The sequence below is a fragment of the Streptomyces orinoci genome (assembly GCF_003121295.1).
In the GTDB taxonomy this organism is placed as follows: Bacteria; Actinomycetota; Actinomycetes; order Streptomycetales; family Streptomycetaceae; genus Streptomyces; species Streptomyces orinoci.
Genome location: NZ_PHNC01000009.1, coordinates 67,228 through 84,342 on the forward strand (window position 1 = coordinate 67,228; position 17,115 = coordinate 84,342).

The following is a 17,115-nucleotide window of genomic DNA, read 5'->3' on the forward strand; positions in this document are numbered from 1 at the left end:
GGCAAGGACATGACCGCATCCACCGACAAGGTCGTTGAAGCGCTCCGAGCGTCTCTCAAGGAGACCGAGCGGCTACGGCAGCAGAACCGCGAACTGACCGCGGCGGCGCATGAGCCGATCGCCATCGTCGGCATGGCCTGCCGCTACCCCGGCGGCGTGAGTTCGCCCGAAGAGCTCTGGCAGCTGGTGACCGCCGGCGGCGACGGGATCTCCGGGCTGCCCGCCGACCGGGGCTGGGACCTTGAGGGCCTGTACGACCCCGACCCCGAGACCCCCGGCACCACCTATGTCCGCGAGGGCGGCTTCCTGCACGACGCCGGGGACTTCGATCCCAAGCTGTTCGGCATCTCGCCGCGTGAGGCGCTGGCGATGGACCCCCAGCAGCGACTGGTGCTGGAGACCTCCTGGGAAGCGCTGGAGCGGGCCGGTATCGACCCCACTTCCTTGCAGGGCAGCCGCACCGGAGTGTTCGCCGGAGCCAGCCACCAGTACTACGGCCCCCGGCTCCATGAACCGACCGAGGGCGTGCAAGGACACCTGTTGACCGGCAGCGCCACCAGCGTGCTGTCCGGACGGGTGGCCTACACGCTCGGCCTCGAAGGCCCCGCCGTGACGGTGGACACCGCCTGCTCCTCTTCGCTGGTGACCCTGCATCTGGCCGCCCAGGCGCTGCGATCCGGTGAGTGCACCCTCGCCCTGGCCGGCGGTGTCGCGGTGATGGCGACGCCCGGTCCACTGGTCGAGTTCAGCCGCCAGCGCGGCCTGGCCATGGACGGCCGCTGCAAGGCCTTCTCGGCCGCCGCGGACGGTATGGGCATGGCCGAGGGCGTCGGCATGCTGCTGTTGGAGCGGTTGTCGGACGCCCAGCGGAACGGCCATCAGGTGCTGGCGGTGCTCCGTGGCTCGGCGGTCAACCAGGATGGTGCGTCCAATGGTCTGACCGCGCCCAACGGGCCCTCCCAACAGCGGGTGATCCGGCAGGCGTTGGCCGACGCCGGGCTGTCCGCCGACGAGATCGACGCCGTGGAGGCGCATGGCACCGGCACCAGGCTGGGCGATCCGATTGAGGCGCAGGCGCTGTTGGCCACTTACGGTCAGGGGCGGGAGTCGGGGCAGCCGTTGTGGCTGGGCTCGGTGAAGTCCAACATCGGCCATTCACAGGCCGCCGCGGGTGTGGCCGGTGTGATCAAGATGGTGATGGCGCTGCGGCATGGTGTGCTGCCGCGGACGTTGTATGTGGAAGAGCCGTCGCGCCAGGTGGACTGGTCGGCGGGTGCGGTGGAACTGCTGGCCGAGGCTCGTGAGTGGCCGGAGACCGGTCGTCCGCGCCGGGCGGCGGTGTCCTCGTTCGGTATCAGCGGCACCAATGCGCATACGGTGTTGGAGCAGGCGCCTGAGGCGGTTGCTTCCTCTGAGGTGAGCGAGCCGGTTGTTATCGGGTCCTCGGTGGTGCCGTGGGTGCTGTCCGGCCGGACCGAGGCGGCGCTGCGGGCTCAGGCACAGCGCCTGATCGAGCATCTGCAGGCCGGTCCCGAGGAAGGGTTGGCCGATATCGGCCTGTCGCTCGCCACCTCCCGCGCGGCGCTGGAGCACCGCGCGGCCGTGGTCGGCGCGGACCGGGAAGGACTGCTGGCGGGCCTGACCGCCTTGGCCGAGAACCGCGAGGCGCCTGCCCTGCGGAGCGGCGTGGCAACCGGGGAATCCGTGGTCGCCTTCCTGTTCACGGGGCAGGGCGCGCAGCGGGTGGGCATGGGCCGGGAGTTGTATGCGGCGTACCCGGTGTTCGCCGAGGCGTTTGACGCGGTGTGTGCCGACTTTGACGGTGAGTTGGACCGCTCGCTGCGTGAAGTGGTGTTCGGTGAGGCGGAGTTGATTGACCGCACCGTTTACGCTCAGGCGGCGTTGTTCGCGGTTGAGGTGGCGTTGTTCCGCCTGGTGGAGTCGTGGGGGATTGCGCCGGATTATCTGGCGGGTCATTCCATTGGTGAGCTGGCCGCTGCTCATGTGGCGGGTGTGTGGTCGTTGGCGGATGCGTGTGTGCTGGTGGCGGCGCGTGGCCGTCTGATGCAGGCGCTGCCCGAGGGCGGCGCGATGGTTGCGGTACAGGCCACCGAGGCCGAGGTTGTCGCGGCGCTCGCCGGGCGCGAGGGCGCGGTGTCGATCGCCGCCGTCAATGGCCCGTCGTCCGTGGTGATTTCGGGTGATGACGACGTGGTCGTGGAGATCGCTTCGGGTTTTGAGCAGCAGGGTCGTAAGACGAAGCGGCTGACGGTCTCGCATGCGTTCCATTCGCCGCGTATGGAGCCGATGCTGGACGAGTTCCGTCGGGTCGCCGAGAGCCTGTCGTACCAGGCCCCGCGTATCGCGCTGGTGTCGAATGTGACCGGTGGGCCGGCCACGGCGGACGAGGTGTGTGCTCCGGAGTACTGGGTGCGGCATGTCCGGGAGGCGGTCCGGTTTGCCGATGGCATCCGTACGTTGGCCGGTCAGGGTGTGACCACGTTCGTCGAGCTGGGCCCGGACGGGGTGCTCTCCGCCATGGGCCAGGAGTCGCTGTCCGAGGCTGTGTTCGTGCCGGTGCTGCGTGCCGACCGGCCCGAGGCACACACTCTCACCACGGCCGTCGCAACCGCTTATACGCGTGGCGTGGCCGTGGACTGGGCCCGGTTCTTCGCGGGCCGTGGTGCCCGCCGGGTGGACCTGCCCACCTATGCCTTCCAGCATGAGCGGTACTGGCTGCGGATGACCACCCGGCCGGGGGCGGGCGAACTGCCCGGTGGTATGGCCCTGTTGGACCATCCGCTGCTGGGTGCCGCCGTCAGCCTCGCCAGTGAGGACCGGCTGTTGCTGATGGGCAGGCTGGCGGTTGACATCGAGCCATGGCTGGCCGACCACGCGGTGCTGGGATCGGTGCTGCTGCCCGGTACGGCGTTTGTGGAACTGGCCATCCGCGCCGGTGACCAGGTCGGTTGCGACCGGCTGGACGAACTCGCCCTGGAGGCGCCGCTGATCGTGCCGGAGCAGGGCACGGTGGAACTCCAGCTGGAGGTGGGCGCCGCCGATGAGTCCGGCCGCAGGTCGGTGACGCTGCACTCCCGCCCCGCCACCTCCTCGCCGGACGCCCGGCCGTGGACCCGGCACGCCAGCGGGGTGCTGTCCGCTGCCGCGCGGGCCGTGGCGCTCACCGAGCCCGGCCAGGCATGGCCGCCGGCCGATGCCATGCCGGTCGGGCTGGACGGTTTCTATGAACGCCTGGCCGGCCTGGGCCTTGGATACGGCCCTGTGTTCCAGGGCCTGAGGGCCGTCTGGCGACGCGACGACGAGGTTTTCGCCGAGGTCGCGCTGGACGAGCAGACGGCCGCCGACGCCACCAGATTCGGGGTGCACCCGGCGCTGCTGGACGCCGCCCTGCACTCGCTCGGACTGGCCGACTTCATCAAGGAGCCGAACCAGGTCCAGTTGCCCTTCGAGTGGCGTGGCGTCTCGCTGCACGCCGCCGGCGCACCGGCCCTGCGGGTCCGGCTGTCCTCGGCGGGCGCCGACGCGATAGCGCTGGACGTCGCCGACACCCTGGGCCGCCCGGTGCTGACCGTGGAACAGCTGGTGCTGCGACCGGTCACCGCGGAGCAGCTGGCGCAGGCGCGCTCCGATCACCACGAGGCCCTGTTCCGGGTGGAGTGGACCGCGCTGCCGGTGGCGGACGAGCTGCCGTACGGCGGTACCGAGGGCTGGGTCGAGCTGGTCGCCGAGGACGTCGCGCCGGCCAGCACGATCGACGGTGCGGAGCGGTACCCCGACCTGGCCGCGCTCGGTGCGGCGGTAGACGCCGGCCGGCCGGCCCCCGAGGTGGTGGTCCACCGGCTCACTTCCGGTACCGCCACCGTCGCCGACGCCGGATACCAAAACGCCTGCGCCGCCCTGGAGTTGGCCCAGTCCTGGCTGGCTGACAGCCGGTTCGACTCGGCCCGGCTGGTCCTGGTGACCGCCGGCGCGGTCGCCGCGACCACCGAGGAGGACGTCCACGACCCCGCCCTGGCGACGGCGTGGGGACTGGTGCGTTCGGCACAGTCGGAGAACCCCGGCCGGTTCGTCCTGCTGGACATCGACCCGGCAGCAGACCCCGCACGCCTGGTGGCCGCCGCAGTGCGCTCCGGAGAGCCTCAACTCGCCCTACGTGACGGCAAGTTGCTGTTGCCCCGACTGGCCAGGGTGGCACGGGCCGAGGCCGGAGCGGCCCTCGTCCTGGACCCGGCCGGCACGGTGCTGATCACCGGCGCCACCGGGGCGCTGGGCGGTCTGCTCGCCCGGCATCTGATCACCGAGCACGGTGCCCGTCAGCTGCTGCTGATCAGCAGGAGCGGGGCGCGGGCCGAGGGCGCGGCCGAGCTGGCGGCGGAACTCTCCGCTCTGGGCGCCACGGTGACCCTGGCGGCCTGTGATGTGGCGGACCGGGAAGCGCTGGCCGGGCTGCTGGCACAGATTCCCGTGGAGCATCCGCTGACCGCTGTGGTGCATGCGGCGGGAGTGCTGGACGACGGCCTGGTCGAGGCCCTCACCCCGGAGCGGCTCGACCGGGTGTTCCGGCCCAAGGTGCGGGGCGCGGTCAACCTGCATGAGCTCACCCGCCACCTGAACCTGTCCGCGTTTGTGCTGTTCTCCTCCATCTCGGGAGTGGTGGGCAGCTCGGGCCAGGGCAACTATGCCGCCGCCAACGCCTTTCTGGACGCCTTGGCCGGGCACCGCCGGGCACAAGGCCTCACCGCGACCTCGCTGGCCTGGGGGCTGTGGGAAAGCGCCGAGGGCATGACGGGTGCCCTCGCCGAGAACGACCTGGCCCGGATGAACCGTGCTGGAATGCTCGGACTGACCGGCGAAGAAGGTCTGGCCCTGTTCGACGCGGCTTGCGCCGGGGCCGACGCCGCGCTGGTGCCGGTGCGCCTGGACCTGGCGGCCGTCCGCCGGACCGCGGCGCCGTCCCCGCTCCTTCGTGGCCTGGTCCGTGGCCCCGTCCGGCGCGCGGTGGAGGCCACCGGCACGGTGCCGGCCGCGGGATCCCTCGCCCACCGCCTGGCCGGGCTGCCCGCGGCGGACCGGGACCGGATGCTGCTGGACCTGGTGCGTACCGAGGCCGCCGCCGCCCTGGGCTTCGCCGGCCTCGACGAGGTGGCGTCCGGGAGAGCGTTCAAGGAACTCGGCTTTGACTCGCTGACCGCGATCGAACTCCGCAACCGGCTCAACACCGCCACCGGACTGCGGCTGCCCGCCACGCTGGTGTTCGACTACCCCACGCCCATCACACTGGCGGACTTCCTCGGCTCGGAACTCCTCGGCGGCCGGCCCGAGACCGTGCTCCACGGCCGGCCGGGTGCGGACGGCCCGGCGGCGGCCGACGACGAGCCGATTGCCATCGTGGGCATGGCCTGCCGCTACCCGGGCGGCGTCAGCTCTCCCGAGGACCTGTGGCGGCTGGTGGCCACCGGCGCCGACGGCATCGGGGAGTTCCCCGCCGACCGTGGCTGGGACCTGGAGAGTCTCTACGACCCGGACCCCGACCGCATCGGCACCTCGTATGCCCGCGAGGGCGGATTCCTCTACGACGCGCACCACTTCGATGCCGGGCTCTTCGGTATCTCGCCGCGTGAGGCGCTGGCGATGGACCCGCAGCAGCGGCTGCTGCTGGAAACCTCCTGGGAGGCCATCGAGCGGGCCGGCATCGACGCCGGTTCGCTGAAGGGCAGCCGTACCGGAGTGTTCGCCGGAGTGATGTACCACGACTATGGCGCGCGGCTGCGGACGGTACCGGACGAAGTCGAGGGCTTTATCGGCACCGGTACATCGAGCAGCGTGGTGTCCGGCCGGGTGGCCTACACCTTCGGGCTGGAGGGCCCGGCGGTCACAGTGGACACCGCATGCTCCTCGTCTCTGGTGGCGCTGCACATGGCGGTGCAGGCGCTGCGCTCCGGCGAGTGCACGCTGGCCCTGGCCGGCGGTGTGACGGTGATGTTCACCCCGGGCACCTTTGTGGAGTTCTCCCGGCAGCGTGGTCTCGCCGCGGACGGCCGGTGCAAGTCGTTCGCCGACGCGGCGGACGGCACCGGCTGGGGCGAGGGCGTCGGCATGCTCCTGGTGGAGCGGCTCTCGGACGCCCAGCGCAACGGCCATCAGGTGCTGGCCGTGGTGCGTGGTTCGGCGGTCAACCAGGACGGTGCGTCCAATGGTCTGACGGCGCCCAACGGTCCTTCCCAACAGCGGGTGATCCGGCAGGCGTTGGCCGCGTCGGGGCTGTCCGCGGCGGATGTCGATGTGGTGGAGGCGCACGGTACCGGTACGCGGCTGGGTGACCCGATCGAGGCGCAGGCGCTGCTGGCCACCTACGGTCAGGACCGGCCCGAGGACCGGCCGTTGTGGCTGGGTTCCATCAAGTCCAACATCGGGCACACCCAGGCCGCCGCGGGTGTGGCCGGTGTGATCAAGATGGTGATGGCGATGCGGCACGGTGTACTGCCGCGGACCCTGCATGTAGACGCCCCTTCCTCGCAGGTGGACTGGTCGGCGGGCGCGGTGGAGTTGCTGGCCGAAGCTCGTGACTGGCCGGAGACCGGTCGTCCGCGTCGCGCGGCGGTGTCCTCCTTCGGCATCAGCGGCACCAATGTCCACACCCTCCTGGAGCAGGCACCGGCGGTCACCCCGGTCGATGAGCCGGCACCGGCTGTGACCTCGCCGGTGGTGCCGTGGGTGCTGTCCGGCTCCACCGAGGCGGCGCTACGGGCCCAGGCGGCGCGCCTGCTGGCCCACCTGAACGACGACCCGCGGTCCGAACTCGGTGATATCGGCCTGTCCCTGGCCACCTCCCGGGTGGCACTGGAGCGGCGCGCCGCACTGATCGCCGCCGACCGCCCCGCCTTTGTCACGGGGCTGACGGCGCTGGTCAAGGGCGACCAAGCGCCGGGGGTGGTCCAGGGGACCGCCTCGGGCGAGGGTCGGACGGCCTTCCTGTTCACGGGGCAGGGTGCGCAGCGGGTGGGGATGGGCCGGGAGTTGTATGCGGCGTTCCCGGTGTTCGCCGAGGCGTTTGATGCGGTGTGTGCGGAGTTCGACCGCGAGTTGGACCGTCCTCTGCGTGAGGTGGTGTTCGGCGGGGTCGGGTTGATCGACCGGACTGTTTACGCTCAGGCGGCGTTGTTCGCGGTTGAGGTGGCGTTGTTCCGCCTGGTGGAGTCGTGGGGGATTGCGCCGGATCATCTGGCGGGTCATTCCATCGGTGAGTTGTCGGCCGCGTATGTGGCGGGTGTGTGGTCGCTGGCGGATGCGTGTGCGTTGGTGGCGGCTCGTGGCCGGCTGATGCAGGCGCTGCCCGTCGGTGGTGCGATGGTCGCGGTGCAGGCCACCGAGGCCGATGCCCTGGAGGCGTTGGCCGGTTTCCAGGACCGGGTGTCGATCGCCGCGGTCAATGGCCCGTCGTCCGTGGTGATTTCGGGTGATGAGGACGCGGTCGTGGAGATCGCGGAGGGTTTCCGGGGCGAGGGTCGTAAGACGAAGCGATTGACGGTGTCGCATGCGTTCCATTCGCCGCGTATGGAGCCGATGCTGGCCGACTTCCGGAAGGTCGCCGAGAGGCTGTCGTATCAGGCGCCGCGTATCCCGGTTGTATCGAACGTCACTGGCAAGCTCGCCACCGCCGAGGAGCTGTGTGCTCCGGAGTACTGGGTGCGGCATGTCCGCGAGGCCGTCCGATTCGCCGACGGCATCCGCACCATGGCCGGTCAGGGTGTGACCACGTTCGTCGAGCTGGGCCCGGACGGTGTGCTCTCCGCCATGGGCCAGGAGTCGCTGCCAGAGGCCGTGTTCGTGCCCGTACTGCGTGCCGACCGGCCCGAGGCGCACACCCTCACCACGGCCGTCGCCACCGCTCATACGCGTGGCGTGGCCATGGACTGGGCCCGGTTCTTCGAGGGCCGTGGTACACGCAGGGTGGACCTGCCCACCTACGCCTTCCAGCACGAGCGGTACTGGCTCGACGCCGGTGTGCAGGAGGGCGGTACCGAGTCCGCGGGCCTGGCGGCGGCGGATCACCCCTTGCTGGGTGCCACCGTGGAACTGCCCGACACCGGCGGGCTGTTGTTCGCGGGCCGGTTGTCCGTGCAGACACACCCATGGCTCGCCGACCACGCCGTGATGGGCACGGTTCCGCTCCCCGGCACGGCCTTCGTCGACCTGGCCATCTGGGCAGGGGACCAGGTCGGCTGCGGCCGGATCGCGGAGTTGACGTTCGAGACCCCGCTGGTCCTTCCGGAACAGGGCGCTGTTCAGATCCAGTTGGCCGTCGGCGATGCGGACGAGGCGGGTCGGCGGTCCCTGACCGTGTACTCCCGCCCGGCGGATACCGCCGACGGCCGGTCATGGACCCGGCACGCCGACGGCCTGCTGGCCCCGAACGGTACGGCGACCGTGGCCGAGATGCTGCCCTGGCCGCCCGCGGATGCCGAGGCGGTGCCGGTCGAGGGCCTGTACGAGGGCCTGGCGGACCGGGGCCTGGCCTACGGTCCGGTCTTCCAGGGACTTCAGGCCGCCTGGCGACGGGGCACGGAGATGTTCGTCGAGGTCGCGCTGCCGGATGACATGGCCGATGAGGCCGGTCGGTACGGTCTGCACCCGGCGCTGCTGGATGCCGCGCTGCACGCGGTGGGACTGGGGTCGCTGGTCGAGGACACCGGCCAGGCGCGGTTGCCGTTCTCCTGGTCCGGGGTGAGTCTGCATGCGGCGGGCGCCACCGCACTGCGGGTGCGGCTGTCCCGCCACACCGGTACCGATGCGCTGTCGTTGACGCTCACCGACGCCTCGGGCGTAGTGGTCGCCACTGTTGACGCGCTGACCGTACGACCGGTGAGCGCAGAGCAGTTCGCCGCCGGCCGCTCCGGGCGTCATGGGTCGTTGTTCCGGATGGAGTGGACGGCGCTGCCGGTCGCTCCGGTGGATGGGGTGACGGGTTCGTGGGCGGTGCTGGGCGACACCCCGGAGCTGACGCGGCAGTTGGGCGGTGACGGGGTCGCGGCGCCGGCGTACCGGTACCTGGCCGAGCTGGCGGGCGCCGGTGGGCGGCTGCCGGATGTGGTGCTGGCGGGTACGCCCGACCGCTTCGGCCCACTGTCCCGGCATCGGGACGGCGAGGGAATGCCCGAGGCCGTGCATGGGGCGGCCCGGTGGGCGCTGGAGCTGGTGCGGGCCTGGCTGGCTGACGACCGGTTTGGGCGGTCGCGTCTGGTGCTGGTCACCCGTGGTGCCGTGGCCGTGGGCGCGGGCGAGGATGCCGCCGATCCGGCCTCGGCCGCCGTATGGGGTCTGGTTCGTTCGGCACAGTCGGAGAATCCGGACCGGTTCGTCCTGGTTGACCTCGGCCCGGAGCAGGATGCGGCGCGGGCGCTGCCGTCGGTGCTGGCCTCCGGCGAGCCGCAGGCCGCGGTGCGGGCGGGCACCGTACGGGTGCCCAGGCTGGCGAGGGTGGCAGCACCGGCACCGGCCGCTGCCGCTTGGGATGCCGACGGCACGGTGCTCATCACCGGCGGCACGGGTGCGCTCGGCGCGGTGGTGGCCCGCCATCTGGTGGCCGAACGTGGCGTCCGCCACCTGCTGTTGACCAGCCGCCGGGGGCTTGAGGCGCCGGGTGCGGCGGAGCTGCGGGACGAATTGACCGCACTGGGTGCCCAGGTGAGCGTGGCCGCGTGCGATGTCGCCGACCGGGATGCGCTGGCGAAGGTGCTGAGGGACATCCCGGCGGAGCATCCGCTGCGGGGTGTGGTGCATACCGCCGGTGTGCTGGACGACGGCGTTCTGGGGGCGTTGACGCCGGAGCGGGTCTCGGGAGTGCTGCGGCCCAAGGCGGACGGCGCATGGAATCTGCATCTGCAGACCCGGGAGCTGGAGCTGTCGGCGTTTGTGCTGTTCTCGTCGGTGGCGGGTGTGCTGGGAGGAGCCGGTCAGGGCAACTACGCGGCGGCGAACGCTTTCCTGGACGCGCTGGCGGCGCACCGTCGCGCGGCCGGGCTGCCCGCCCAGTCCTTGGCATGGGGCCTGTGGGAGCAGGCCGGCGGCATGGCGGGCGCACTGGACGACGGGGACCTGGACCGGTTGCGGCGTGCCGGGATGGCGGCGCTGTCCGCCGCCGAGGGCATGGCGCTGTTCGACCTCGCGGGCGGGGTCGGTGAGCCGGTACTGGTGCCGATGCACCTCGACACCACCCTTCTGCCCGCGGAACCGGCCACAGCGGTCCCCGCACCGCTGCGTGGCCTGGTCCGCAGACCCGCCAGGCGGCGGCTGAGCGCCGGGTCGGCCGACGGTCAACTGTCCCTGAAGCGGCGACTGCTCGCCCTGCCGGCCGCCGACCGTAGCCGGACGCTGCTGGAGCTGGTGCGCCGCGAGGTCGCGACCGTTCTGGGCCATGTGTCCGGGGACCGGATCGAGGTCGGCCGGGCCTTCTCCGAGCTGGGCTTTGACTCGCTGACCGCGGTGGAGCTCCGTAACCGCCTCACCGCGGCCACGGAACTGTCCCTGCCCGCGACGCTGGTGTTCGACTACCCGACGCCGGCCGTGCTGGCCGACCACATACGGACCGAGCTGCTGGACGAGGAGGACGGGCACGCCACGCGGACCGTGGTGGTCGCCTCGGACGAGCCGGTGGCCATCGTCGGTATGGCCTGCCGCTACCCGGGCGGCGTCAGCTCTCCCGAGGACCTGTGGCGGCTGGTCGCCACCGGTGGCGACGGCATCGGCGGGTTCCCCACCGATCGTGGCTGGGACCTGGAGAGGCTGTACGACCCCAGTCCGGACAGCACCGGTACGTCCTATGCGCGGGAGGGCGGATTCCTCTACGACGCCGCGCAGTTCGACTCCGGATTCTTCGGTGTGGTGCCCAGCGAGGCGCTGGCGATGGACCCGCAGCAGCGCCTGTTGCTGGAGACCTCCTGGGAGGCGTTCGAGCGCGCGGGGATCGACCCCCACTCGCTGAAGGGCAGCAGCACCGGGGTGTTCGCCGGAATCATGTACCAGGACTACGCCTCCCAGGTGGGGGCCGTCCCCGAGGGCGTCGAGGGCTACCTGGGCTCGGGCACCTCCGGCAGCATCGCCTCCGGGCGGGTCGCCTACACCTTCGGGCTGGAAGGCCCCGCGGTGACCGTGGACACGGCCTGTTCCTCGTCCTTGGTGGCTCTGCATCTCGCGGCGCAGGCCCTCCGGCAGGGCGAATGCTCGCTGGCTCTGGCGGGCGGCGTCTCCGTGATGTCCACGCCCAACACCTTTGTGGAGTTCTCGCGGCAGCGTGGCCTGGCCGCCGATGGACGGGTCAAGGCGTTCTCGGCCGCCGCGGACGGCACCAGCATGGCCGAGGGCGCCGGCATGCTGCTGCTGGAGCGGCTGTCGGACGCCCGGCGCAACGGCCACCAGGTGCTGGCGGTGATCCGTGGTTCGGCGGTCAACCAGGATGGTGCGAGCAACGGGCTGAGCGCCCCCAATGGTCCGGCCCAGCAGCGGGTGATCCGGCGGGCGTTGGACAGCGCCGGACTCTCCGCGGCGGATGTCGATGTGGTGGAGGCGCACGGTACGGGTACGCGGCTGGGCGATCCGATCGAGGCGCAGGCGCTGCTGGCCACCTATGGCCAGGACCGGCCCGAGGACCGGCCGTTGTGGCTGGGGTCGGTGAAGTCCAACATCGGGCACACCCAGGCCGCCGCGGGTGTGGCCGGTGTGATCAAGATGGTGATGGCGCTGCGGCATGGTGTGCTGCCGCGGACGCTGCATGTGGACGCGCCTTCCTCGCAGGTGGACTGGTCGGCGGGTGCGGTGGAGTTGCTGGCCGAGGCTCGTGACTGGCCGGAGACCGGTCGTCCGCGCCGGGCGGCGGTGTCCTCGTTCGGTATCAGCGGCACCAATGCGCATACGGTGTTGGAGCAGGCGCCGGACGCCGGTGCGGTCGCGGCGGTCGCGCCCCTGGTGATGTCGCCCGTGGTGCCGTGGGTGCTGTCCGGCCGGACCGAGGCGGCACTGCGGGCTCAGGCACAGCGCCTGATCGAGCATCTGCGGGCCCGTCCCGAGGAGGCGTTGGCCGATATCGGCTTCTCGCTCGCGACGTCCCGCGCGGCGCTGGAGCACCGCGCGGCCGTGGTCGCGCCCGACTTGAGCGGATTCCTGGAGAACCTGGGCATGCTGGTCGAGGGCGACCATGCGCCGGGAGTGGTCCGCGGAACTGTTTCGGGCGAGGGCCGGATGGCCTTCCTGTTTACCGGGCAGGGTGCCCAGCGGGTCGGTATGGGCCGGGAGTTGTATGAGACGTTCCCGGTGTTCTCCGAGACCTTTGATGCGATATGCGCGGAGTTTGACCGTGAGTTGGATCGGTCACTGCGTGAGGTACTGTTCGGCCAGGCGGAGTTGATCAACCGGACTGTTTACGCTCAGGCGGCGTTGTTCGCGGTTGAGGTGGCGTTGTTCCGCCTGGTGGAGTCATGGGGGATTAGGCCGGATTATCTGGCGGGTCATTCCATTGGTGAGCTGGCTGCCGCCCATGTGGCGGGTGTGTGGTCGTTGGGGGATGCGTGTGCGTTGGTGGCGGCGCGTGGCCGGCTGATGCAGGCACTGCCTGAGGGTGGTGCGATGGTGGCGGTGCAGGCGAGTGAGGCCGAGGCGCTCCGGGCGTTGGCCGATTTCCGGGACCGGGTGTCGATTGCGGCGGTCAATGGTCCGTCTTCGGTGGTGATTTCGGGCGAGGAGGGCGCGGTTGCCGAGACGGTGGCCGGGTTTGTGGAGCAGGGTCGCAAGACAAAGCGGCTGACGGTCTCGCATGCGTTCCACTCGCCCTGTATGGAGCCGATGCTGGCGGATTTCCGGAAGGTCGCCGAAAGCCTGTCGTACGAGGCGCCGCGTATCCCGGTGGTATCGAATCTGACGGGTGAGCTGGCCACCGCCGAGGAGTTGTGCGCCCCGGAGTACTGGGTGCGGCATGTCCGGGAGGCGGTCCGATTCGCCGACGGGATAAGCACCTTGGCCGGCCAGGGCGTTGGGACGCTGATCGAGCTGGGCCCGGACGGGGTGCTCTCCGCCATGGGCCAGGAGTCGCTGCCCGAGGCCGTGTTCGTGCCCGTACTGCGTGCCGACCGGCCCGAGGCGCACACTCTCACCACGGCCGTCGCCACCGCTCATACGCGTGGCGTGGCCGTGGACTGGGCCCGGTTCTTCGAGGGCCGTGGTGCCCGCCGGGTGGACCTGCCCACCTACGCCTTCCAGCACGAGTCGTACTGGCTGGCCGGTGGACCGTCCACGGGCGATGTGGAACTCGCGGGTCTGGGGACGGCGGACCATCCGCTGCTGGGTGCCGCCGTGGAACTGCCCGACACCGGTGGACTGTTGTTCACCGGCCGGTTGTCCGTGCAGACACACCCATGGCTCGCCGACCACGCCGTGATGGGCTCGGTCCTGCTGCCGGGCACGGCCTTTGTCGAGCTGGCCATCCGGGCCGCGGACCGCTGCGGATGCGACGAGGTGGCGGAACTCACCATCGAAGCGCCGCTGGTGCTGCCCGAACTGGGCGGCGTACGGTTCCAGTTGCTGGTGAGCGGGCCGGACAACGACGGGCGGCGCGACTTCAGCGTCCACTCGCGCCCGGACCGCGCGGCGGACGATCAGGTGTGGACCCGGCATGCGACCGGTGTACTGGCCACCTCCGGTGGCGACACGGCCACACCGGCCGAACTGTCCGTATGGCCCCCGGTGGGGGCGACACCGCTGCCGGTCCACACGCTCTACGACCGGGCGGCCGAGGCCGGATTCGGGTACGGGCCGGTGTTCCAGGGGCTACGGGCCGCCTGGCGCCTGGACGACCAGTTGTTCGCCGAGGTCGCGCCTGCCGGTGAGACCCTGGCCGGCACGGGCCTGTTTACGCTGCATCCGGCGCTGCTGGACGCCGCCCTGCACACCCTCGGGCTGGCGGCGGACGGCGCCACCGAAGCGGGGACGGGGCGACTGCCGTACTCCTGGTCGGGGGTCCGGCTGCACAGTGCCGGAGCCGGCGCCCTGCGGGTCAGGCTGTCGGTCTCCACACCCGAAGTGGTGGCGCTGGACATCGCCGACCGGACCGGCAGGCCGGTGGCCACCGTGGAATCCCTGCGGCTGCGTCCGGTGACCCAGGAACAGCTGACGGCGGCCCGGGGCGGTCACCGGGACTCGCTGTTCCGGCTCGGCTGGGCGGCGGCGCCCGTCGCCGTGACGGCGACCCCCCGGCCGGAGAGCTGCGTGGTGCTGGGCCAGGACACCCTGGGGCTGGCGGACGGCCTGCGGGCGAACGGCGTCCACGTCTTGGCGTACCCGGACCCGGAGTCCTTGTGGAACGCCGTCGCGGCGGGTACCGCCGAGCCGGAGCTGGTGTTCCTCGATGCCTCCGGTGCGGTGGCCGGCGCCCATCCGGACATCCCCGAAGCGGTCGCCTCGGCTGTCGGCGGCGCTCTGGCCATGGCCCAGCGGTGGCTGGCCGATGACCGTCTGACCGGCGCCCGGCTGGTGCTGGTCACCCGGAACGCGGTGACCACCGGTGTTTCGGGCGAGCAGTCGCCGGACCTGGCGCAGGCGGCGGTATGGGGCCTGGTCCGGTCCGCGCAGTCGGAATACCCGGACCGGTTCCTGCTGATCGATGTGGACGAGGACGGGCTTCCGGAGTGGGGTTCGTTCGCGGGCGGTGATGAGCCGCAGATCGCGGTGCGTGGTGGCCGAGTGCTGGTGCCCAGGCTGGGGCGGGTGTCCGAGTCGATGCCGGCGGGTGGGGCATGGCGGCTGGCGGTGGGGCGTGCCGGTTCGCTGGAGGGCCTGGCGTTGCTTCCGTCCGATGGCAGCCGGCCGTTGGCCGCCGGCGAGGTGCGGGTCGAGGTACGGGCCGCGGGTGCGAACTTCCGCGATGTGCTGATCGCGCTGGGGATGTATCCGGGTGAGGCGCCGTTTGGCAGTGAGGCCGCCGGTGTGGTGCTCGAAGTGGGCGCCGAGGTAACCGACTTGAAGCCTGGCGACCGCATCTTCGGATTCGTTCCCGAGGGCTTCGGTCCGGTGGCGGTGGCCGACCGCCGGTTGATCGCCCCCATGCCGTCCGGCTGCTCGTTCGTCCGGGCGGCCGCCGTACCCCTCGTCTACCTGACCGCGTATTACGGCCTGGTCGACCTTGGCGGTCTGCGCGCCGGTGAGCGGGTGCTGGTGCACGCCGCGGCGGGTGGTGTGGGCATGGCAGCGGTGCAGCTGGCCCGTCACCTGGGCGCGGAGGTGTTTGCGACGGCGAGTTCCCACAAGTGGGATGCGGTGAGGGCGTTGGGGGTCCCGGACGGGCGGATCGCCTCCTCGCGCGAACTGACCTTCCGGGACACCTTCCTGGAGGCGACCGACGGTGCGGGCGTCGATGTGGTCCTCAACGCCCTCGCGGGCGAGTATGTCGATACCACGCTTGAACTGCTGCCCAGGGGCGGGCGGTTCCTCGAAATGGGCAAGACCGACATCCGCGACCCCGAGGTCATCGGCGCGGCGCACCCCGGCGTCCGGTACCGCGCTTACGACCTCATCGACGCGGGTCCGGACCGGATCCAGGAGATGCTGGTCGAGATCAGCGCCCTCTTCGAACGCGGCGTGATCACCAACGCGCCCATCCGCGCCTGGGATGTGCGCCGGGGCGCCGAGGCGCTGCGGTTCCTGCGCGAGGGCCGCAACATCGGCAAGGTCGTCCTCACCGTTCCGCGGACGCTCGACCCGTCCGGAACGGTCCTGATCACCGGCGGCACCGGTGGCCTCGGCGCGCTCTTCGCCAAGCACCTGGTGGAGCGTCACGGTGTCCGGGACCTGCTGCTGGTGAGCCGGCGCGGCGCGGCGGCCGAGGGTGCCGCCGAGCTGGTGGCCGAACTCGCGGCAGCTGGTGCCCTGGCGCGGGTCGAAGCCTGCGATGTCGCCGACCGGGCCCAACTGGCCGCCCTCATCGCCTCGTTGGACAAGCCGCTTACGGCGGTCGTGCACGCGGCGGGTGTGCTGGACGACGGTGTGCTGTCCTCCCTCACCGAGGACCGGCTGGCCCGGGTGCTGCGGCCCAAGGTGGATGCCGCCTGGCATCTGCATGAACTCACCCAGCACCTCGACCTGTCGGCGTTTGTGCTGTTCTCCTCCGTCGCCGGGGTCTTCGGCGGAGCGGGCCAGGCCGGATACGCCGCGGCGAACTCCTTCCTGGACGCCCTGGCCCGTCACCGCAGCGACCAGGGCCTGGTCACCACCTCGCTGGCGTGGGGGCTGTGGGACCAGGGCGGTTCGGGCATGGCCGGCGGCCTGGACGAGGCCGGTCTGGCCCGTATCCGGCGCATGGGCATGTCCCCGCTGTCCGTCGCCGAAGGCCTGGCGCTGTTCGACCTGGCGTACACCGGGGACGAGCCGGCGCCGGTGCCGGTGCGGCTGGAGCTGGCGGCACTGCGCGCCCAGGCCGCCCAAGGCGCGGCCGTACCGGCCCTGCTCCGGGGCCTGTTGCCCGCGCCGGTCCGGGCGGCGGCCGCTCAGGACGGCCCGGTGACGCCCAACAGCCTCGCCCAGCAGCTGGCCGGGCAGCCGGAGAACGAGCAGGAACACATGGTGCTGCAGGTGGTGCGCAAGGAGGCCGCGGCGGTACTCGGCCAGTTCACCCCTGAGGCGATCGAACCCGAGCGCGGGTTCATGGAATCCGGTTTCGACTCGCTCACCGCGGTGGAGCTGCGCACCCGACTCGCCTCGGTCACCGGCCTCCGACTGCCCGCCACGTTGCTCTTCGACTATCCGGCACCGGTCGGACTCGCCCGGTATCTGCGCTCCGAGCTGGCGCCCGCCGCCGAACCGCTGTCGGTCAACGACGAGCTGGACCGGCTGGAAGCCCGGCTCACGTCGATCGCCGACGACCAGGTCGAGCGGATCCGGGTCGCCCTGCGTCTGGAGAGCCTGCTGTCCAAGCTGGGCATCGAACCGGGCGGCACCGCACCTGGTGCCCAGGGACCGGACGACGGCGTCAGCGTCGTCGACCGGCTCGAATCGGCGACCGACGACGAACTCTTCGAGCTGATCGACAAAGACCTCGGCCTCTCATGAGCAGCC

Annotated in this window: 1 protein-coding gene; it reads left to right on the plus strand. The window is 71.5% G+C overall.

The window, feature by feature from the left end:
* Nucleotides 1-9 precede the first annotated feature (9 nt).
* Nucleotides 10-17,109 carry a type I polyketide synthase gene (locus CV755_RS07085; protein WP_109279313.1) on the plus strand — a complete coding sequence of 5,700 codons (17,100 nt, stop codon included), beginning with the start codon at nt 10-12 and terminating at the stop codon, nt 17,107-17,109.
* The last annotated feature ends 6 nt before the right edge of the window (nt 17,110-17,115 follow it).